The sequence below is a fragment of the Pseudomonas sp. GW101-3H06 genome, assembly GCF_059424605.1.
This window is the reverse complement of sequence record NZ_JBWKZO010000001.1, coordinates 2,213,579-2,234,024: the sequence shown is the minus strand read 5'-3', so window position 1 is coordinate 2,234,024 and position 20,446 is coordinate 2,213,579. Positions and strand designations below refer to the sequence as shown.

Genomic DNA, 20,446 nt, shown 5'->3' with positions numbered 1-20,446 from the left:
GTTTTCAAGCAGGCTTCAGCGTGCCTTCGTTATTGAAGTCTGCCTACTGTCACAAATAACAGGGCTTAAGATTTAATAGAAATAAAACTGTCTTTCTTATGGCGCAGGAAATCGGAGAATGGCCACTTATCTTGCAGTGATTCAGCCGCGTGCCGCTATTACTTAACTGTCCAAGCCCCATCCCCCCATTCCTGTTAAACTCCCCCACCTCCCAGCCTCACCGATTCCAGATCCCCAATGTCCGTAACCACCACAACACCCGCCCCACTCTCCCGCCGTTTCTCCGTCGCCCCGATGATGGATTGGACCGACCGCCACTGCCGTTTCTTCCTGCGCCTGCTGTCGAAAAACGCCCTGCTCTACACCGAAATGGTTACCACCGGTGCGCTCCTCAACGGTGATCACGAACGTTTCCTGCGCCATAACGAAGCCGAGCACCCGCTCGCGTTGCAGTTGGGCGGCAGTGTGCCGCTGGATCTCGCGGCGTGTGCGCGCATGGCCCAGGACCACCGTTACGACGAGGTGAATCTGAATGTCGGCTGCCCGAGTGATCGGGTGCAGAACAATATGATCGGCGCGTGCCTGATGGGGCATCCGCAGTTGGTGGCTGATTGTGTGAAGGCGATGCGCGATGCAGTGTCGATTCCGGTGACGGTGAAGCATCGCATCGGGATTAACGGGCGAGACAGTTACGAAGAGTTGTGCGATTTCGTCGGCACGGTTCGCGAGGCCGGGTGCACGAGTTTTACTGTGCATGCGCGGATTGCGATTCTGGAGGGATTGTCACCGAAGGAGAACCGGGACATTCCACCGTTGCGTTATGACGTGGCGGCGCGGTTGAAGGCGGACTTTCCGGAGTTGGAGATTATTCTCAACGGCGGGATCAAGACGCTGGAGGCCTGCCACGAGCATTTGCAGACTTTCGACGGGGTGATGCTGGGTCGCGAGGCGTATCACAACCCTTATGTGATGGCTGAGGTGGATCAGCAGCTGTTCGGCAGCACGGCACCGGTGATCACGCGTGCCGAGGCGCTGGCGCAGTTGCGGCCGTATATCGCTGCGCACATCGATGCGGGCGGTTCGATGCACCACATCACGCGGCATGTGTTGGGGCTGGGTACCGGGTTTCCCGGGGCGCGCAAGTTCCGGCAGTTGTTGTCGGTGGATATCCACAAGGCCAAGGAGCCGTTGGCCTTGCTGGACCAGGCGGCGCAGTTGCTCGAAGGGCGTTAGGGATTAATCTGCACCCGGTTGCGGAGTTCGCAGCCGGGTGCACATGTTCAGACCGCCGCTGCTTCAGTCCAGTTGATCCAACCGAATATCCAGGTCGCCAGGATCAGCAGACCGAATGCGATCCGGTACCAGGCGAATGCGGCGTAACTGTGGTTGGCGATGAACTTGAGCAAGCCACGAACGGCGATCATGGCGAACAGGAACGCCGTCACGAAGCCGAGGGCGAAGACTGGCAGGTCGCCGGCCTGGAACAGGTCCCGGTACTTGTAGCCGGAATAGACGGCGGCCCCCACCATGGTGGGCATGGCCAGGAAGAACGAGAACTCGGTCGCGGCCTTGCGTGACAGACCAAACAGTAGCCCACCGATAATGGTCGATCCTGAGCGGGAGGTGCCCGGGATCATCGCCAGGCATTGTGCGAAACCGACCTTGAGGGCGTCAGGCCAGCGCATATCGTCGACATGATCGACGTACACCACATGGTTGCGCTCTTCGGCCCACAACATGACGATGCCGCCCACCACCAATGCCATCGCGACGGTGATCGGATTGAACAGGTATTCGTGAATTTTATCGGCGAACAGCACCCCCAGAACAACGGCCGGCATGAAGCCAATCAATAGATTCAAGGTAAAGCGCTGCGCATTGCGCTGGGTAGGTAAACCGCTGACGACTTCGAGGATTTTGCTTCGGAACTCCCAGACCACCGCCAGGATGGCGCCCAGTTGAATAATGATATTGAACGCCATTGCGCGTTCACCACCGAAGTCGAGCAAGTCCGCGACAATAATCTGGTGCCCGGTACTGGAGATGGGCAAAAACTCGGTGAGCCCTTCAACCAACCCTAAAAACAACACCGATACAGTGGTCCACAGATCCATCAATCCCCCGTAAGACCCTCACGATAATCGCATGAAAGGCCTGTTGACTATTCAAACACCTTGAATTCACTGCAACAGGGCAAATTAATCCTGACAATGACCACTTGGCGAGCGCGAGAGTAGAACGCATCAAGCCGCGCGTTAAAACCCTTTGTTATCAAATGTCTAGCACCACAACTAACGGGAGAAAAGTTATATATCCGTTATCAGTGCGAAATACCTCTAACGGAAAAAGCCTGAGCTTATGCCAAAAAATTCAAAGTCTCAGGGGCTGATAATTTCCCGTAATAAATTACAATCGCCACCCGCTTTCAGCCATGCGTCAAGCTTATGGCGCCGGAAAACCGGGATATCGGGAAAAAGATGGCACAGTGCTATGCCGCTTTAATCTGCAAGATGGAGCTCAAGAGCATTTCCTCCCAAGCCTCAAGAATGCAAACGATCACGTCAGAGTCGCCCGCAATGTTAAAAAAACCTGTCGACCGCTTCAAATTTCGATGAAATGTTACCAATTGTCAGTCACAAATGAGAATCGGTGCTTTAACATCCAAACGTCAGCACCCAGCCGAGTCATAGCATGATGCTTACAGGGACCAAAACGACCTCATATCACAATCTAGCAAAGGAGCAGACAGGGATTCTCACTATTGGGCGTACCCACATGCTGGCAGAAGAATTCAGAGAACTACTCACCAAGCACACCGATCTCGATATACCCGTAGTAGCAACGTGCTATAGCCACTCGTTCAATAGACACAAACACCCGGAGTTGTACCGTGCGATTTTTGTGATTATTGATAGTCCACAGGCGGTTATCGACAGCATTGCCCTGATTGAGGATCTGCGCTCCGAGAATATGGGCTCGATCATTTTTGCGGCCATCACGGGGCCAGGCACCTACAACAAGATGAAATATTATCTTGCAGGCGCCGATTACTGCATCAAGTTCACCGGTACACCGGAGGAAAGCACCGAGGTATTTTCCGGAATTTTCAGTAGCCCGGAATGGCAGAAAAAAGACATTCTGCTTTTAGACCCCACGCGCATGTGCCTCATTGGGGACGATAAAAAGCTGGATGTATCGTTTGCGGAAATGCAGATTCTTGAGGCGTTCTCACAAACGAAAAGCCACATTTTGAGTCATGATGAAATCGCCAACGTCATGGGCCTTAATATAAATTTTTATGACCCAAGAGCCTTGGAAAAATCGATCAGCCGCCTTCGCGGCAAGATAAAAGGCATGTATGGCACCAACGCCATTCAGAGTATTCGCGGGCATGGATATCGCTTAATCAGGGGCTTGATTTCTACAACCTGATGACTATGCAACGGAGTTTTTGCATTATGAACGCAACTGAATGCGTGCCTCGCTTTGAGCGTGCGAATCACTATTTGTCTCGACAATTGATTCTTACACGCGATGACTGCCCCTTTGGCAGCGAGATCAGAATAAAATCTGACGACAGTCAGTTCCTGTCCGCCCTTGCCTCTTACGCACCGGCGACGAATGAGATGAATGCCATCTACAGTGAAGCGCTGATGCAGACCCGTCTGATCGCCTTCTCGCTGAAAGATCGCAATATCTCCAGCCAAAACAAATACCTCAGCCGCCGCTTTGTCTGCCTGGAGCAGTCAGCGCTCGCCGACGCCGCTCTCACCGAAGAGCTGATCCAGTGCAGCGAAGCCCTGCGTGGCTTTGGCCAGACACTGGTGGTCGCGTTAAATGAACTCCCCCTGCCAGCGGTCAACTTCAGCGATAAAAAGAAGATTCTCCATAACGTGTATCTACTAAAAGATCACGGCATCGAAATCGCGCTCGATGGTTACAATATCTACGATGAAAGTATCGAGATATTTACAACCTTGAATCTATTTGACTATATCAAGATATCCATATCGGCCCTAGACTTGAGCCTGAAGCTCACGAGTAACCCGGAACTCTTCAATCGCCTCTACGAGCGCATGACCGCCCAGGCTCATAACACCAAAGTCTGTTTTATAGCGGACAGAGTCGAGCATGCCGCCAGCCACGTACTGGCGCGAGCGTTGCCCTTTGATTACTTTCAAGGGAGCCATTACTCCCCTGCCGACAACCTTTAACCAATAAATCAGGCGTGCAATTCAGGAGAGCGACATGGAAAGCAGCACAAACCTCCCGAGAAAATATTTTGTCGTAGTAACTCATAGCCCCGCACTGCAACTTGAGCTGGAGGCACTGTTATCGAGCAAACGCTATAACTCGTTTGGTACTTCCCAGGCAAAAATGTTCGTTGAAGGCGTGACCCCACCCTCCTCAGCCCCCAAACTCATGGAGTTTATTTACCCGCACGTGGAAAGAATGGTTTCGCCTGTTATCAAGCATGATACACAGCGCATTCTTTCGACGTTCAATTCCCAGTGGCAAGCGGTTCAACCCACTACTCAGCGCATCAACATCACCTCGATTGCAGAGCAAGCCAAGGATGACGCCCCGGATCGCTCCGCCGACGAAGCCTGGCGCTTAAGCAATGGCAACGGCGCACTGATCAAGGATGATATCGAAATTGTCCTGACTGGCCTGGAAGCCACACTGCTCAAGAAAATGCTTCATCATGATGATCGCGTGGTCAGCAAGGATGATCTTATCCGCAGCATCGGCCGAGAACCTGAACACTATCGAGGTCTCGAAATGTGCCTGAGCCGACTGCAGGAGAAGTTCAAGAATGCCAGCAATGGAGAACGACTATTTCGGGCAGTCAGAAATCGTGGCTATTGCCTGATACAAAAGATCGTACGCGGGAAAAGCCTGACCTGAGCTAACAAAATGCTCACACTGGCCGTGCACTACAATAACAATAACGCACACCGGTTTCCCTCCCCCCTGCCTCCCCTTCCTTCTAATAAGTACCTCTATAGCCCAAGTCACATTGTCGACTTTTTATAACGCCTCCCCACTATATTAACCCGCGGCACTAATCTCCTCGTTAGAAGTCGTCAGACAGTATTCAAACCAATAACTTAATCTATTTACTGACGACACCGCCGCCCTGGCTCTTCAGTTCGTCAGCGCATGGCCATCTTATAAGAACAATAACGCTGCCAGATCAACTTTGGTTCTTGTCTGTCGACACGCAAATGGACGTATTTTGGGGATATCGCATGGTTAACAATCTTCGTATCAATCGAAATACCACTCTCAAAGGATTGACCTTCTGGGGACAGTGGGCATTGGGTCAGGGCTTTGTTGTCGCCCTGTTACTTCTATTGGTTTATAACCAGACGGGAACGGTAGAATTTTATTATCGCGTCTGCGCAGCACTTACAGTACTGGCATCTGTGCCAGCTTATACATGGTGTGGTGTTTACGCTAAAAAAGACAACTTCCTTGAAGGGCTGATCAGGCTATTGATGGGTTGGGCAATGACCTTGGCAGCGTTGGCTATTGTCGCCTTCCTGTGCAAGGCCAATGAACTGTTTTCCCGCCAGATCATTCTGGTCTGGGCTGTCGGCAGCTACATTGGGCAGGCACTGTTGTATGTCCCGTTGCAGGGTTTCTCGAAGTACTACCAGCGCTCGCTTCAACGCGAACGGAAAACACTCATCGTGGGTACGGGCGAGCTGGCTATGGGCTTGGCCAACAAACTTCGTTCCCTTGAGCATTTCCCGTTGGTGGGCCTGGTCAGTTCGGACGCCACTCCGCTGCTGGAGATGGGTGCGCCACCTGTCGTAGGTCCGCAAGAGGAACTCCTGGAGTTGATCCAGACCCACGATATCCGCCGCCTGTACATCACGCTGCCCCTGAGTGAAGCAGCACAGATCGAAGCCATGTATGGCGACTTGCTGGATGCCCACGTCGATGTTGTCTGGGTGCCGGACTTGAACAGTCTGACCCTGCTCAATCACTCGGTCAGTGACGTGGACGGCCTTCCGGCGATCCACCTGAATGAAAGCCCGCTGACCAGCCAACCCACCGCCGCACTGAGTAAAAGCCTGCTCGACAAAAGCGTGGCGCTGATGGCCATCATCGTCCTCAGCCCATTGCTGTTGGCGATTGGCCTGGCGGTCAAGCTTACCTCCCAGGGGCCGGTGTTTTTCAAGCAGGATCGGCATGGCTGGAACGGCAAGGTGATCCAGGTCTGGAAGTTTCGCTCGATGCGCGTACACGATGACCGCGAGGTGAAACAGGCCAGCCGTAACGACTCGCGGATAACGCCGGTAGGACGTTTTATCCGTCGCACCTCAATGGATGAGTTGCCGCAGTTGTTCAATGTCCTGCAAGGCCACATGGCCCTTGTCGGACCTCGTCCACATGCCATTGCTCACAACGATTACTACTCCGGCAAGATTCTCGCCTACATGGCTCGCCATCGAATCAAGCCGGGGATCACCGGGCTGGCTCAAATCAGCGGTTGCCGTGGCGAGACCGACACCCTCGACAAGATGCAGAAGCGCGTCGAGATCGACCTCAAGTACATCAACAACTGGTCGTTGTGGCTGGATCTGAAAATCCTGGTGAAGACGCCCTTCACCTTGCTGTCAAAAGACATTTATTGACGGCAGAACTCTATTTGATTGTACGCCAGCAGATTAATCAGGGGACGAAGGTCCCCTTTTCGCTTGATCTGGCGTAACTCGAGACCAACAACTGGCCATGTAAGGAAGACTCGGATGATCGCGAGTAAACAATATGCCAAGCCCGCCTGGTACCTGATTCACTGCAAAGCCAGGCAGGATGAGCGCGCCGAGGAAAATCTCCAGCGCCAGGGTTATCAATGCTATCGCCCGACCTATCGACGTGAACGTCTCCTTCGGGGCAAGCGGCAGACCCTCTGCGAGTCGCTGTTTCCCGGTTACCTGTTTATCCAGCTCAGCCTGCACGACAACTGGGCGCCATTGCGCTCGACGCGTGGTGTATTGAGAACGGTCAGTTTCGGCGGCCAGCCTGTAGCGATTGCTGATGACGTGATTGATCATCTGCAACTGCGCGAGCGCGAACCGTCGGCACAAACGTTGCTGACACAGGGCGACCTGGTGCGGATCAATCAAGGGAGCTTTGCAGAGCTGGAAGCGCTGTTTCTAGCGATGGATGGTGATGAGCGGGTTGTGTTGCTGATGAACTTTTTGCAGCGCGAGCAGCGTATCAACCTGCCGCTGTCGAGCATCACCAGACTGTAGGAACATCAAGGCGCTGTATGGAAGTGGCCGAGCGCAGGCAACTTCTGAACAGCGCCTCGCTCTTCGCATTCCCTTCCGACTGACGAAAAAAAGCGATCTGCAGAGTTTCTCTCCCCTGCAGATCGCCGATTTTTATTCAGTAATCTTCTCAAAGTTGCGATAGAACAGGTCACTGTCACGGCTATCGGTCATTGTGTGCAGCGAATAACTACGATTGAGCCGTGCACCACCGTCCCGGGTCAAAGGTGCCCAAACGATATTGGCGCGACGCATCGTCGACATGCTCATCAACTCGTCGAAAGGGATGGAGATGTAGATTCCCTTGTCGAAACTACCCTCGCCATACTCTTCTTTAGTCGCCGTGGTCAGCGTGACCCAACCACCGAATCGCACCCCGTTACTGAACTCACGGGACAGGTCGATCGTGGTGCCCCAGTCGCGAGCCAAGTACCGACCAACACTGACGGCCGCCTGGGCTTCGAAAGGCAGATCGGTGTAGCCAGTGATGTGCCCCGTGACGGTCGAGTAGTCACGCAAACCAAAACCCTGGTCGAAGTTTCGCTGGCGAACGAAGTTCAGGTCTGCGCCAACAGACCAGCGCTGACCAGCAGGACGAAACAGCACTTCACCGCCGACACCGGCAAACATGGACTCCAGATAGCCCCCATAGACCATGCCATACACGTCTTTATCCAACTGCTTGGCGTGGTTGAGCTGGAACGTTGGCATGGTGACGTCAGAGGTCGTCAGATACTGACGCAAGTCGGTGCGCACTCGAGGTAAACCGCTCGGAGCGTCGTAGGTAAACTTGTCAAAGTTATTCACCAAGTTGACGCTCAGCAAACCACTCCACCAGGTGTTACGGGTGAAGCGATACTCCGCGTCCGCATCGGCAGTGACCTGGTAGAGCAAGCCGTCAGGGCCACCGATGTTCTGCTTGTACCCCAGACCCAGTCCATAAGAGAAAGGATCACGCGCCTCGGTGTACAGCGTGGTCTCGGTATGCGGTACGGCGGCGTTGACCTCGGTTGCACGATGCAAGTCTTGCAGCGGCTCTTCGTTTTTGACCACCTCGCGGAAGGTATCGCGGGGCACACTGGTTTCTTCCAACGGCATGTCGTATCGCTTGTTCACCAAGGTGAACCAATCGATATCGTCGTTGACGCTGTTGTCGAGAATCCGGCTGGCGCGGCCGACAGCTTTAGCCGAATAGAAGTAACGGGACTGCTCGCCATACACCAACAATTCAGAGCCACGCTGGGTGATGCGCTCCACTTTATAGCCGGCGTTATTTTGCAGGCGTTGGGACACATTGGCCCAATTGACCTGATCCGCAGAGGTGACAGGCGCCTTGGCCGGGAGGGGTTCCGCGGGCGGGTCGTAGGTCTTTGCCGGCGACTTGCGGCTGGCAAAGTTGGTGTGCAGCGTGATACCAAACATGGCGGTATTGCCACGCTCCCAGGCAGCGCTGAGATCAATCGAGTCTGTCAGCTTGTACACGGCACCGATGTTGATGGGTGAGTCTTGTTTGATGTCGTTGTCACGCGGCTCGTTTTTATAGTCATTGCCTTCATATTCGAGTTTCAGACTGAGGGGTGCCCAAGGTGTTTGGTAAGCGACACCGCCGAACAAGGAAGGCGTACCTCTAAAATAATTCGCATTGAAGTCGCCCGTCCCTTCGCCGGGTGGACGTGTATCAAAGCGGTCATCGACCCACCCTAGAGGGTTTTCGAAATCGCCTCGATTCCCCATGTACCCCCACGCTACGCCGCCACTGAAGTCAAAGTTGCCAAAGCGTTTGTTGGCAACGAAATATTCACTGGAGAATAACCCTGTACCACCGATGTCCTGGAATCCTAGAGCCACTTGAGGAAGCCAATGACTTTCCTGCCACAAACGAACTTTGGCATCAACGGCCTTATCCTTGTAGCTTTGATCGCCACTGAGTGACTCGGGGCCGTATGGCCGGTTGGTAATGGCGGTATAACGAAACGAGCCCTCAAGCCATTCAAAGGGCTGTAGCGAAAGGCTATAACGAGTATAGGGTTCAGTTCGACTGGCATTGACACTCAGCTCGCCGGCAGGCGCCATGCGCGCAGTGGGTGTTTGCAACAAGCCCACGCCGCCGAAATCATTCTGGGTATAACGCGGTTCTCCATGAGCCAAACCACAAGGCAACAACAGGACCGCTGCAAAACGTAACTTCAAGGGGCCACCTCAGCCACAGGTTGAGTGGCGAGGAATTCGGCCAACTGCTGATTGAGTTCAGGTGTAGGCGGATCAAGGTCATCGCTCTTGATCGGCACCAGGATTTTGCTGCCGGCGGCGGGCCAGTGCCCTTCTTCCCGATTCCACAAGGCAATGCCTATCCGTTGCGTGTGACCATCGGGCTGGATAATCCACAGGTAATCCATCTCGGCTTCGGTGGAGGGCGGGCAGGATTGCAGATAATCACGTGCCTCTTGCATTGCGCGATAAGGCAGCCGGCAAGGTTTCGCGACCGCGCCCAACACTTCCACAGCATCGGGGCGAGATGGATACACAAGTTGGTCGCCGTCATCGATACGAGCGTTGAGGGCAAACCCGACCTCGACGGCAACAGGGTCAAGTACGGCAACCTGGCGCCCCGTAACCGGTAATTGCCCAATCTCTTCATAGAGCTGGTCGGCCAACGCCGCCCGGGCAGGCTTGCCAAACAGCAAGGCGCCACGCTGCAGTACTTTCAAATCAAACAATACCCCGACTTTCAGCCGGCGCTGTTCTTCCAGCAAGGGCTGGCGCAACCAGGCGGCACCCAACCAGTAACTTTCAGCATTGGGTTGCGAAGCAGTAATAACATCCAGCAAACGGGCTCCCGGCTGGATCTTGAATTGGCCAGGAGTGCGAACGTCACCACTGACAGTGACGTCGGCATGGCTCAGACCTGAGCCCGCTAATAACAAGCCGGCAAACACTATGTTCAGAGGCTTCAATGAGTAACTCCCTGTTCAGAACGCAACTGAATGACCTTCAGGGAAATGTGCGGCGTTATATGCTGCTCGCTCTGAATGACGAAACCATCCTGTGGCCTGACCCAGTAACGATTGACTGCGTGGAAATCTATTTGAGGCGCATCAATGCGCTCATCAACACGGAGCAAGGCATACGTCTTGTCCATCACCTTGATGTCCTCGATGCCTTCCTGGGTAAACCGGCTGGTCACGGCAATCCCGACGCGGTAGCCGTCATAGATATCGATCCAGCGGGTGCTGCTAAAGCCCTCGGGCAGCCGGTGCAGCCCATGCTTGAACGGCGACTCGCCCTCCCAGCGGGTACCATCGAGATTGATACCAAGCCCGACACTGCGCACGATCAACCCATCGCGCATCAACAACACCTGCTTGCCGGATGCAACCCAGAATTGCAGGTCGCCACGCTGGCGAATCATCGCCATCACGCCCTCACTGGAGGACGTGGTGACTTTAATTTGAGGATAGGGAACAGCATCCACCTGGGCCTGGGTCAACTCCAAAGACTCGGGCCCCACAGTGGACGCTTTAAGGGTATCGAAAGAGGCTTTCATCAGTGGGTTACACCCACACAGCATGAAAGCCATCGCCAGGAAGGCGCTCTTACGCATAATTATCACGCTGAAATGGGCCTTATCTGTTGCTGGCTTCGCTCAAGTTGTTCTGTGTCGCAGCACCGATACCGATGATGGACGCAGAAGGCACCAACTGGCTGATAAAGCGATTCCAGCGGGTAACGTTGGCAGGCCCGACATAGACCACATCCTGTGCTTGCACATCAAAACGCGTGGCCAACGCCATGGCGGAAGGTGATTCGGCTTCCAATTGAAAAATCTTCGCCGGTTCCTTATCGAGGTTTTCAACACCCCGGATCACATAAACGGCATTGCCATTGGAGGTTGCCTGATTCAAGCCACCCACCGTCCCCAACACATCGGACAGGTTCATGGTTTTGGTTTTGAAGCTCAGGGCCCGAGGCTGGGTAACTTCACCCATGACATAGATCCGCTTGCGATCGTTGTAAGGCAGATACAACTGGTCACCCGCCTTGAGATACACATTCGGCAACTGGGAGTTGTTCTGACGATTCAGCGCATCCAGATCCAACTTATATTCGCGACCATCACGGGTAAGGGTCAGGTTCGAAAGGTCAGCGTTCAAAGGATCGATTCCGGCGGCCCCCACAGCCTCCACAACACTCAGTTGCGTTGTGGTGAGTGGCTGCTGCCCCGCCCTCAAGACCGCACCGGAAACCACGATTTTCTGACTGGCGAACCGCAACACACTGACATCTACCTGAGGGCTTTCAACAAACTGCGACAAACGACTTGAAATATAGGCACGCAGCTCTTCGATCGTTTTGCCTGCAGCAGGAATATTGCCAACGTAGGGGTAAAAAAGATTGCCGTCCGGGCGAACAAGACGCCCGTTAGCATCGATTTGCTGTTGTGGTCCCGAAGGCGCCGTCAACTCTGGATGGTCCCAAACGGTGATAAACAGCAAGTCGTTGGCACCAATCCGGTAACTTCCAGGTGAGTAGCTCAAAAGCTCTGAGGGAATGGTTTCGCCCACCTGAGTGGCCGAGTTCATGGCAATCAACTTAGGCGTGATGGGGATCAGCTCAACACGACTGCTCTCAGGTGTCCCATCACGAACGATTTGACTAGTGTCCATATGTTGACCGGGGGAAAACATACAGCCTTGCAGAGTAATACTTGCCAGTATGGCAACAGAAAAATTACGAATCATATTGACACTACGCTAGTTGAGAGCACACCCAAAAAAACAAGGCCACCCAGGCAACCCTGTGTGACCTTGTCCAAAACGCTACTACAATTTCAATTAGTCGTCCCGGTAGTACCGGTGGTACCACCAGTACCACCAGTACCACCATTGGAACTTCCGCCACTGTTAGATGCAGCTACCACGCCGGCGACCACTGCAGCGCCGACCAGCAAGCTTGTACCGACAGTGACTGAACCCACCAACGGAGTGCTCAGTGTCAGCGGTTCTTCTGCCGCAATTACTGAGGTACTCAAGATTGTCAACAACGAGATAGCAAATAGCTTTTTCATATCAGACTCCTAATTTTAGATACAGGGTTTGATACTAAGTACCAAAAACGAAAGAGTGAGCAGACGCCGACAAATACAACCATCGAACGACTGCGACGCCCCTCCTTTTTTCCTTCTGTAGATCATCTCACCGAAAGATCATTGATACCAGTGATCGCGTCGAGCTCAATCAGTCGCGCAGAGCGAAGGTTAGTTTCAAAAACCAACGTTATCTCTCTTTTCTCCATAAAACTCAGCGATTTAGCAGCGGTTTTGTTACGTTTCACTAGAATATAACAGTCGAGTGTCGAGCGTAATGTTAATAAATGTCAGATTCAGGAACCGTGAAAACCCCCTGCATCATCATTAAATGCAAAACTAAAAAAACACCACCTTCCAATGGGTCGACCGGCGAACAGCCGAGATAAATCTTATAGACATCAGCTAGCACTTCCAAAGACACACAGCAATGTTATATTCATGATAAGAAACAGTTATCTATATTGCCGTTGTTATTTTTGGTCAGCAAAAATAATGACATACCAAAAAAAAAACATGTTAGAAATTAAGAGCATCGAAATTATATAAAGAATACTTTTCAAAGAGCATGACAAATGCCTCCAGGCACGTAAAATCTTTAGCCACACAAGTTAAGAGCAAAGATAACATTGCGAGCAGTAATTTTAACAACCGTCGTTAGAAACTGAAGCCCCGAATAGACGCAGGGGGTTCCTATAACATCGGATTAATAGCTTGGAGCACCCGACAGCTCCAGAGAGTTTTCAGGATTAATACTCTAGATCCTGGGGCGGTAGCATTCCTTTTTTTGAATTTATTCATATGCCCGCGCCCCACCTATACCCAAGCGCGACCTAAGTGATTGCGCCGATTGCGCCGACTCAAACCATGACTCACTTCAGCAGAGTAGCGATATGATTCCTATTATTTTATCCGGCGGGACAGGATCTCGCTTATGGCCCCTCTCTCGTCAACTGCGCCCAAAACAATTTCTTCCTTTGGCCAATGAAACATTCTCGATGCTGCAAGCGACTATCCAACGACTGGACGGATTAGACCTGCAAGCACCACAGCTCATCTGCAATGAAGCACATCGCTTCCTGGCAGCAGAACAACTGATCAAACTCGGGATAGAAGACTTTCGCATTTTGCTAGAACCTGTTGGACGGAACACAGCCCCTGCAATAGCGATTGCGGCCATACAAGCTGTCGCTACGAACAGCGACCCCATCTTATTGGTACTTGCAGCGGACCACTTGATCGAAGACATTACAGAGTTCCATGCAAGTGTGAAGGCAGCCATCCCACTGGCTGAAGAAGGTAAGCTTGTAACTTTCGGCGTGGTGCCTAAAACACCAGAAACGGGATACGGTTATCTCGAAATAGGCGAAAAAATTGGTGAAAAAGGGTATCGAGTAAAACGTTTCATTGAAAAGCCGGACGCGACCACCGCCAAAAATTACATCGAAAGCCAACGGTATCTTTGGAACAGCGGAATGTTTATGTTCAAGGCCAGCCGTTATCTTGAGGAACTGGCAAAGTATCGTCCAGAAATTTTATCCATCTGCCAATCCGCATTGAGCCGCGGTTCCAAAGATATGTATTTCACTCGTGTGGATAGTGAAATTTTTGCAACCTGCGCCGATGAATCCATTGACTACGCAGTAATGGAAAATACCACCGAGGCCGTGCTGGTCCCACTGGATGCAGGTTGGAGTGATGTGGGTTCCTGGAACGCTTTGTCGAAGGTTTCAACCAAAGATGAAGCAGGCAATACCTGTAAAGGGGACGTGTTGATGGAAGGCACTTTGAATACCTACATCCATGCCAACAATCGCCTGGTAGCAACGTTAGGCATTCAGGATCTCGTCATCGTAGAAACGAAAGACGCTGTGTTGGTGGCTCACAAATCCCACGAGCAGGACATCAAGAAACTGGTTGAACAACTGAAACACTCAGGACGGCATGAACACATTAATCATCGAGAAGTTTACCGTCCATGGGGAATGTACGACTCTATAGATAACGGCCCCCGCTACCAGGTAAAACGCATTACCGTACAACCTGGCGCAAAACTCTCAGTTCAGATGCATCATCATCGGGCAGAACATTGGATTGTTGTGAGTGGCACCGCGAAGGTTACAAACGGTGAAAAAACTTACCTCGTCGCCGAAAACGAATCCACCTATATCCCTATCGGCCAAATTCATGCCTTAGAAAATCCAGGTGTGATTCCGCTAGAGTTAATTGAGGTACAGTCCGGCTCATATCTTGGAGAGGACGACATTGTCCGCTTTGAAGATAAGTACGGCAGAGCTTAGCTTCACACGACTGCGTATCTATCTAAAATTTTTTAGAACACACTCGACATCTAAGCGTACCCGATCCGATAACCATCCAGGATGAGAGGCGAAAGCTGCCTTGTTTAAAAGTATTTTGATCGTCTGCACCGGCAACATTTGTCGAAGCCCCATGGCTGAAATAATGTTTGCACAGCTTTTAGAGGAAACTGATATAAAAATCAGTTCTGCCGGTTTAGGCGCGCTGGTCGACCACCCTCTTGAGTCAACTGCGTTAGCTGTGTTGGCGCAACACGGCCAAACGCCTCCGGTCCATAAAGCGCGTCAATTAACCCCTGCGCTGTTAGGGGATGCAGATCTTGTGCTGGTTATGGAAAAACGTCAGTTATCCAGTGTACTCCAACTGTCTTCCGAAGCTCGCGGAAAGGTCTTTCTGCTTGGCAAATGGCAAGATGAACGTGAGATACCAGACCCCTATCGCCAGGGACGGGCTGCATTTGAACATGCACATGCCTTGATAAAAGAGGCGGTACAAGCGTGGGCCACACGATTAACTCCGTGAAGTCCTCCTTCCCATACCAATATCATATAGAAGTCCATACATGCAGCAGCCGCCAATAAATACCGTTAGCCAAAATGAAAGCGAAGAAATTGATTTGCTTGATTTGTTAGGCACCCTGATAGACTACAAATTCGTTATCGCTGGAATCACCAGTGTATTTATGATTGGCGGATTAGCCTATGCAGTATTGGCCGCGCCTGTTTTCAGGGCAAATGCCATCATCCAGGTAGAACCCAAGAAAAATGATGTGCTCGGGTTCAATGATATGAGCAGCCTCTTGGGTGGAGAGTCACCTTCCGGAACCGAAATTGAACTTATCAAATCCCGATCCGTTCTGGGAAAAGCAATCGACAACTTAAAACTAGACATCCTGAGTGAACCTAACTACTTCCCTGTTTTTGGCAGATTCATTGCAAAAAAATATACGGGAGACACCCCCGATTCTATCGCCAAACCTTGGTTTGGTATGAATGGATATAATTGGGGGGGAGAATCGCTAACAGTTTTTAAGCTCGATGTGCCCCCGGGCTTGCTTGGAGAAGAACTTACACTGACATCAAAAGAGAAAGGTAACTACGATCTATTTGATGAGGACGGTAATCTTCTGGTGAGTGGACACGTTGGAACCAAAACAGAAAGCAATGGGATCGAAATCCTGGTTTCTGAGTTGCGTGCTAACCCGGGTGCTACTTTCTCTGTAATGCGTGAACCGCGCCTGAACAGTATTAAAGACTATCAGGAAGCTCTAGATGTGAGCGAGCGCGGCAAAGACTCAGGCATTTTAGGGCTAGCCCTGGAAAGTACCGACCCGAAAAAAGCAGTCAAAACATTGAACGAGATCGCACGGCTATACGTGCGTCAGAATGTCGAACGTACTTCCGCGGAAGCTGCAGCCAGTCTTGATTTTCTAAAACAACAGCTACCTCAGGTACGTAAAGATCTAGAGGAAGCGGAAGACGCGCTTAATAAATATCAGACTCGGAGCAAATCCATTGATATCAGTCTGGAAACCAAAGCCATCCTGGACCAGATCGTTGCGCTTGATACAAGTATTTCGGAACTGAAGCTTCAACAAGCAGAGATGGACAGAAAGTTCACTGCCCAACACCCTGCTTATAGAGCGCTACTTTCAAAAATTGATGAGTTGAGCAGCAAACAAAGCGGGCTTTCCAAGAGAGTCGAAAGCCTTCCCGCAACCCAACAAGAGTTGTTGAGTCTCACTCGAGATGTACAAGTCAGTACCGAAATATACACCCAATTACTGAACCGATCCCAAGAGCTAGATATTGTTCGTGCCGGCTCCGTAGGCAACGTACATATAGTAGACGATGCAGATGTTGATCTGAGAGAACCTGTCCGCCCCAAAAAAGCTCTTGTAGTACTCATGGCGACTCTATTGGGCGGTTTCCTTTCAATTATATTCGTAATGCTCCGCCGGGCAATCAACCGAGGGATTGAGAGTGCGGAATTGATTGAGCAGTTGGGATTGCCTGTGTACGCGTCTGTTCCATTCAGCACTTTACAAAAATCAGCAGAGACTAGTTCTAAAAAGACAAAGGCAGAATCTCACGCTCAGATACTTGCTATAAGTCAGCCCACGGATCTGGCGGTTGAGGCGGTCCGAAGCCTGCGCACCAGTCTGCACTTCGCCATGCTGGAGGCAAAAAATAACCGTCTTATGATCTCTGGCCCCAGTCCGTCTGTGGGTAAAACTTTTGTCTCTTCCAACCTCGCCGCGCTGATCGCACAGTCTGGGAAACGTGTATTGATTGTCGATGTTGATATGCGCAAGGGATATCTCCACAAGTCCTTCGGCAAACCAGCGGAAAAAGGTCTATCCGATATTCTTACCTCGCGTTGCAGTTTAAACAGTGCGCTTCATGAGACCGAAGTGCCAAACCTGTTCTTGATTAGCCGTGGGCAAACCCCACCGAATCCCGCAGAGCTCCTGATGCACAGGAACTTCACCAACTTCCTTGAAGAAGCCAGTGAACAATTCGATCTTGTCATTCTCGACACACCCCCCATCTTGGCGGTGACTGACGCGGCTATCGTAGGGCGCCACTCAGGAACGTCGATGATTGTTACACGATTTGGGATGAATCCGGTCGGCGAAATAAAACTTACGATCCGGCGATTCGCACAAAATGGAGTCGTCTTGAAGGGTGCGATTCTTAACTATGTAGAAAAACGAGCGACATCAAAAACTGGTTACAACTCGTATGGCTACTATCAATATTCCTATGTAACTGACAAAAAATAAACTTAGTTTCACTTTAACCTCACAAAACATTAATCGCCGCTACGCCAAATCGGCGTGCGGCGAACCACGCCTGCCATTTGAATCTCTGGTGCACAACAGTGTTCCGCGCAAGGCGCGTGGCCTGATAAATCTCGATCTTACCCCCCTTACGGTGAATAATATGAAAGTTACTGTTTTTGGCACCGGTTACGTCGGACTAGTACAGGGAGCCGTTCTTGCCGACGCCGGACACAACGTCATATGCATTGATGTTGACGCAAAGAAAATTGAACGTTTAAAACAAGGAATCATCCCAATATTCGAGCCAGGACTAGAAGAATTAGTTAAGAAGAATTTCAACGCGGGCACCCTCCAATTTTCGACGGATGCCGCACTCGGGGTAAGTCACGGAACCATTCAGTTCATCGCGGTTGGCACGCCTCCCGACGAGGATGGATCGGCAGATTTGAAACATGTGCTCGCTGTAGCCGAAACCATTGCCGAGAACATGGTTGAACACCGCATCATAGTAGATAAATCCACCGTCCCCGTAGGCACTGCACAACGCGTAAGTGACCGAATCTCGGAAGTGCTCGCTCGGCGCGACGTGAAAATTTCATATGATGTAATCTCCAATCCGGAATTTCTAAAAGAAGGTTCGGCAGTAAATGATTGCATGCGCCCTGACCGTATTATTATCGGAACAGAAAGCGAAAAATCCGAAGAGCTAATGCGCGAGCTTTATGCCCCCTTCAACCGCAACCATGAAAAAATAATAGTAATGGATGTGCGTAGCGCAGAACTGACAAAGTATGCGGCAAACTGCATGCTTGCAACGAAAATCAGTTTCATGAACGAAATTGCGAACTTGGCTGAAATGCTCGGGGCTGATGTCGAAATGGTCCGCAAAGGTATTGGCGCGGATCCACGAATTGGATATCACTTCATTTACCCAGGCGTAGGCTATGGTGGCTCCTGCTTTCCAAAAGATGTTCAGGCTTTGATAAAGACAGCCACATCTATTGACTACGACGCAAAGGTTTTGAAAGCTGTTGAAAATAGAAACAACGAACAGAAAACCACTCTATTCTCGAAAATTCATAAGCATTTCAAAGGCGATCTGTATGGCAAGACATTTGCCTTGTGGGGGCTGAGTTTCAAACCCAACACCGATGATATGCGTGAAGCACCGAGCCGAGTGATTATGGAAGCACTCTGGGCTGCGGGCGCAAAGGTCCAGGCTTTTGATCCCGAAGCGATGGAAGAAACACAACGGATTTATGGTGATGTTGATAGCTTGATACTTTGTGGCACCAAGGAAAGTGCTTTAAAGCAATCAGATGCGCTGATTATCGTTACTGAATGGCAAAACTTCCGGGCTCCTGATTTTGACATGATCAAATCTCAACTAAAAAACCCGGTTATTTTTGATGGCCGTAATTTGTTCGACCCTAAAGCAATGAAAAACAAAGATTTGACTTACTATTCCGTAGGGCGAGCGTGATGAAAATATTAGTAACCGGCGTCGCCGGTTTCATTGGCTATCATGTTACGAAAAAACTGATTGCTCAGAACCACGTGGTCTATGGTATTGACAACCTCAATGACTACTACGACCCACAACTGAAAAAAGACAGGCTCGTTGACTTACAACAACACTGCGAAATGCTTGAAAAAAGCAATAATTTCACATTTGAACTAATGGACCTGGTGGACTCGCCGGCCATCAACTCATTATTTGCAAATAATAATTTTGATCGAGTTATACATCTTGCAGCTCAAGCGGGAGTCCGTTACTCGATAGAAAACCCAAAAGCCTATATTGACTCGAACATTGTGGGCTTTATGAATATCCTGGAAGCATGCAGAGCACAAAATACACCGCATTTAGTCTATGCCTCATCCAGTTCTGTTTACGGAATGAACAACAAAATACCGTTTTCAACTACTGATTACACAGACAACCCCATTAGTTTGTATGCAGCCACAAAGAAATCAAATGAAATAATGGCGCATTCCTATAGCCACCTTTTCGATATACCGACAACTGGTTTACGCTTCTTCACCGTATATGGTCCATGGGGTAGGCCAGACATGGCATATTTCTCCTTCAGCAAAGCAATCTGCATGGGCGAGCCAATTAAAGTATTTAATAAAGGTAAAATGGAGCGTGATTTCACCTATATAGACGACATCGTCAACGGTATCGTTAAGGTCATGGATAAAATTCCGGCCGCGCAACCTAATACCAAAACACAATCCACTGCCAGATACAAAATATACAACATAGGAAATAACAATCCGATTACCTTGGAGAAGTTCATTTCTTCTATTGAGAACGCGCTGGGAAAAAAAGCGATAAAAAAAGAACTTCCAATGCAACCTGGAGATGTACCTCGTACTTATGCTGATGTAGACGACTTGATCAAGGATGTAGGCTTCAAACCTTCAACAACAATAGAAACTGGAATGGCAAAATTTGCTGATTGGTACTTGAAATATAGCACCGGAGAAAAGAGTAGCATCAATGAAAACTAGGAGCCTGATAAAATCAGACATCATTGCAGTCTATAGCACAATAAGTTTTAAAACCCTTATTAAATCATTTTTCAATCCAAGTATTCACGCATGCGTGCTAACACGATTAGTACGCAGCAAAAACAAGGTATTCAGTGCCATTATCAGAAACTTGCTGATCTCGAAGCACTCAATTGATATCAGCTCAACCGCCATTATTGGTCCTGCCTTGAGACTTCCCCACCCAATTGGAATAGTAATTGGAGACAATGCTGTTTTGCATGGCAACATTACAATATACCAGAACAGTACCATTGGCTCAAAAAACGGCTACCCCGAAATTGGTAATAACACAATCATTTACCCCAATAGCGTCATTGTCGGACCGATTAACGTTGGAGAGCATTGCGTCATCGGTGCTGGTTCCTTTTTAGACAAAAGCCTTACAGCTAACACTGTCTTTCATAGATAGTAAAA

The 20,446-nt window shown here is 50.5% G+C and carries 18 protein-coding genes; 12 read left to right on the top strand and 6 right to left on the bottom strand.

The window, feature by feature from the left end; genetic code table 11:
• The first annotated feature begins 237 nt into the window (after nucleotides 1–237).
• On the top strand, nucleotides 238–1,233 hold the full coding sequence (dusA, locus tag AC07ZE_RS10110; RefSeq protein ID WP_207263931.1) for a tRNA dihydrouridine(20/20a) synthase DusA: 996 nt from the start codon (nucleotides 238–240) through the stop codon (nucleotides 1,231–1,233).
• A 47-nt stretch (nucleotides 1,234–1,280) separates the two neighbouring features.
• Here dusA and AC07ZE_RS10105 read toward each other — a convergent pair whose 3' ends face one another.
• Nucleotides 1,281–2,114 (bottom strand): undecaprenyl-diphosphate phosphatase, encoded by an 834-nt coding sequence (locus AC07ZE_RS10105; RefSeq protein ID WP_207263929.1) that lies wholly within the window; start codon nucleotides 2,112–2,114, stop codon nucleotides 1,281–1,283.
• Nucleotides 2,115–2,691: 577 nt separating this feature from the next.
• On the opposite strand from AC07ZE_RS10105, the gene AC07ZE_RS10100 reads away from it, so the two are divergent.
• The 5 genes from AC07ZE_RS10100 to rfaH all read left to right on the top strand — a co-directional run bounded on the left by AC07ZE_RS10100 (nucleotide 2,692) and on the right by rfaH (nucleotide 7,268).
• On the top strand, nucleotides 2,692–3,432 hold the full coding sequence (locus AC07ZE_RS10100; RefSeq protein ID WP_404940864.1) for a winged helix-turn-helix domain-containing protein: 741 nt from the start codon (nucleotides 2,692–2,694) through the stop codon (nucleotides 3,430–3,432).
• 26 nt (nucleotides 3,433–3,458) lie between these two features.
• Complete coding sequence (locus tag AC07ZE_RS10095; RefSeq protein ID WP_207263927.1) at nucleotides 3,459–4,214, top strand: EAL domain-containing protein; 756 nt, start codon at nucleotides 3,459–3,461, stop codon at nucleotides 4,212–4,214.
• 34 nt (nucleotides 4,215–4,248) lie between these two features.
• The gene (locus AC07ZE_RS10090; RefSeq protein WP_207263924.1) at nucleotides 4,249–4,908 is read left to right on the top strand and encodes a winged helix-turn-helix domain-containing protein; all 660 of its coding nucleotides are present in this window, start codon (nucleotides 4,249–4,251) and stop codon (nucleotides 4,906–4,908) included.
• 344 nt (nucleotides 4,909–5,252) lie between these two features.
• Nucleotides 5,253–6,647: an undecaprenyl-phosphate glucose phosphotransferase gene (locus AC07ZE_RS10085; protein WP_207263922.1), complete on the top strand. Its 1,395-nt coding sequence runs from the start codon at nucleotides 5,253–5,255 to the stop codon at nucleotides 6,645–6,647.
• 114 nt (nucleotides 6,648–6,761) lie between these two features.
• Nucleotides 6,762–7,268 carry a transcription/translation regulatory transformer protein RfaH gene (gene rfaH, locus AC07ZE_RS10080; RefSeq protein WP_207263913.1) on the top strand — a complete coding sequence of 169 codons (507 nt, stop codon included), beginning with the start codon at nucleotides 6,762–6,764 and terminating at the stop codon, nucleotides 7,266–7,268.
• Between the two features lie 132 nt (nucleotides 7,269–7,400).
• Here rfaH and AC07ZE_RS10075 read toward each other — a convergent pair whose 3' ends face one another.
• From AC07ZE_RS10075 to AC07ZE_RS10055, 5 genes are all read right to left on the bottom strand, one after another.
• Nucleotides 7,401–9,476, bottom strand: coding sequence for a YjbH domain-containing protein (locus tag AC07ZE_RS10075; RefSeq protein WP_207263903.1), 2,076 nt, complete (start codon nucleotides 9,474–9,476; stop codon nucleotides 7,401–7,403).
• Nucleotides 9,473–10,240: a capsule biosynthesis GfcC family protein gene (locus tag AC07ZE_RS10070; RefSeq protein ID WP_207263901.1), complete on the bottom strand. Its 768-nt coding sequence runs from the start codon at nucleotides 10,238–10,240 to the stop codon at nucleotides 9,473–9,475. Before AC07ZE_RS10070 ends, AC07ZE_RS10075 begins: the two co-directional genes overlap by 4 nt.
• Entirely contained in the window at nucleotides 10,237–10,896 is a 660-nt protein-coding gene (locus tag AC07ZE_RS10065) for a YjbF family lipoprotein (RefSeq protein WP_404940863.1), read from the bottom strand. The genes AC07ZE_RS10070 and AC07ZE_RS10065 overlap by 4 nt, the downstream gene beginning before the upstream one ends.
• 13 nt (nucleotides 10,897–10,909) lie before the next feature.
• Nucleotides 10,910–12,025 (bottom strand): polysaccharide biosynthesis/export family protein, encoded by a 1,116-nt coding sequence (locus tag AC07ZE_RS10060; protein ID WP_207263893.1) that lies wholly within the window; start codon nucleotides 12,023–12,025, stop codon nucleotides 10,910–10,912.
• 89 nt (nucleotides 12,026–12,114) lie between these two features.
• Nucleotides 12,115–12,351: a hypothetical protein gene (locus AC07ZE_RS10055; protein ID WP_095196962.1), complete on the bottom strand. Its 237-nt coding sequence runs from the start codon at nucleotides 12,349–12,351 to the stop codon at nucleotides 12,115–12,117.
• Nucleotides 12,352–13,262: 911 nt separating this feature from the next.
• Between AC07ZE_RS10055 and AC07ZE_RS10050 the strand changes: the two genes are divergently transcribed.
• The 6 genes from AC07ZE_RS10050 (at nucleotide 13,263) to AC07ZE_RS10025 (ending at nucleotide 20,441) form a co-directional block, all read left to right on the top strand.
• Nucleotides 13,263–14,669: a mannose-1-phosphate guanylyltransferase/mannose-6-phosphate isomerase gene (locus AC07ZE_RS10050; RefSeq protein ID WP_207263891.1), complete on the top strand. Its 1,407-nt coding sequence runs from the start codon at nucleotides 13,263–13,265 to the stop codon at nucleotides 14,667–14,669.
• 100 nt (nucleotides 14,670–14,769) lie between these two features.
• Nucleotides 14,770–15,210: a low molecular weight protein-tyrosine-phosphatase gene (locus AC07ZE_RS10045; RefSeq protein WP_207263888.1), complete on the top strand. Its 441-nt coding sequence runs from the start codon at nucleotides 14,770–14,772 to the stop codon at nucleotides 15,208–15,210.
• Between the two features lie 40 nt (nucleotides 15,211–15,250).
• A complete protein-coding gene (locus AC07ZE_RS10040) occupies nucleotides 15,251–17,473 on the top strand; it encodes a polysaccharide biosynthesis tyrosine autokinase (RefSeq protein ID WP_207263886.1) in 2,223 nt (740 codons plus the stop codon).
• Nucleotides 17,474–17,633: 160 nt separating this feature from the next.
• On the top strand, nucleotides 17,634–18,956 hold the full coding sequence (locus AC07ZE_RS10035; RefSeq protein WP_207263877.1) for a UDP-glucose dehydrogenase family protein: 1,323 nt from the start codon (nucleotides 17,634–17,636) through the stop codon (nucleotides 18,954–18,956).
• Nucleotides 18,956–19,990, top strand: coding sequence for an NAD-dependent epimerase (locus AC07ZE_RS10030; RefSeq protein WP_207263875.1), 1,035 nt, complete (start codon nucleotides 18,956–18,958; stop codon nucleotides 19,988–19,990). The genes AC07ZE_RS10035 and AC07ZE_RS10030 overlap by 1 nt, the downstream gene beginning before the upstream one ends.
• Nucleotides 19,980–20,441 carry a serine O-acetyltransferase gene (locus tag AC07ZE_RS10025; RefSeq protein WP_207263873.1) on the top strand — a complete coding sequence of 154 codons (462 nt, stop codon included), beginning with the start codon at nucleotides 19,980–19,982 and terminating at the stop codon, nucleotides 20,439–20,441. Before AC07ZE_RS10030 ends, AC07ZE_RS10025 begins: the two co-directional genes overlap by 11 nt.
• The last annotated feature ends 5 nt before the right edge of the window (nucleotides 20,442–20,446 follow it).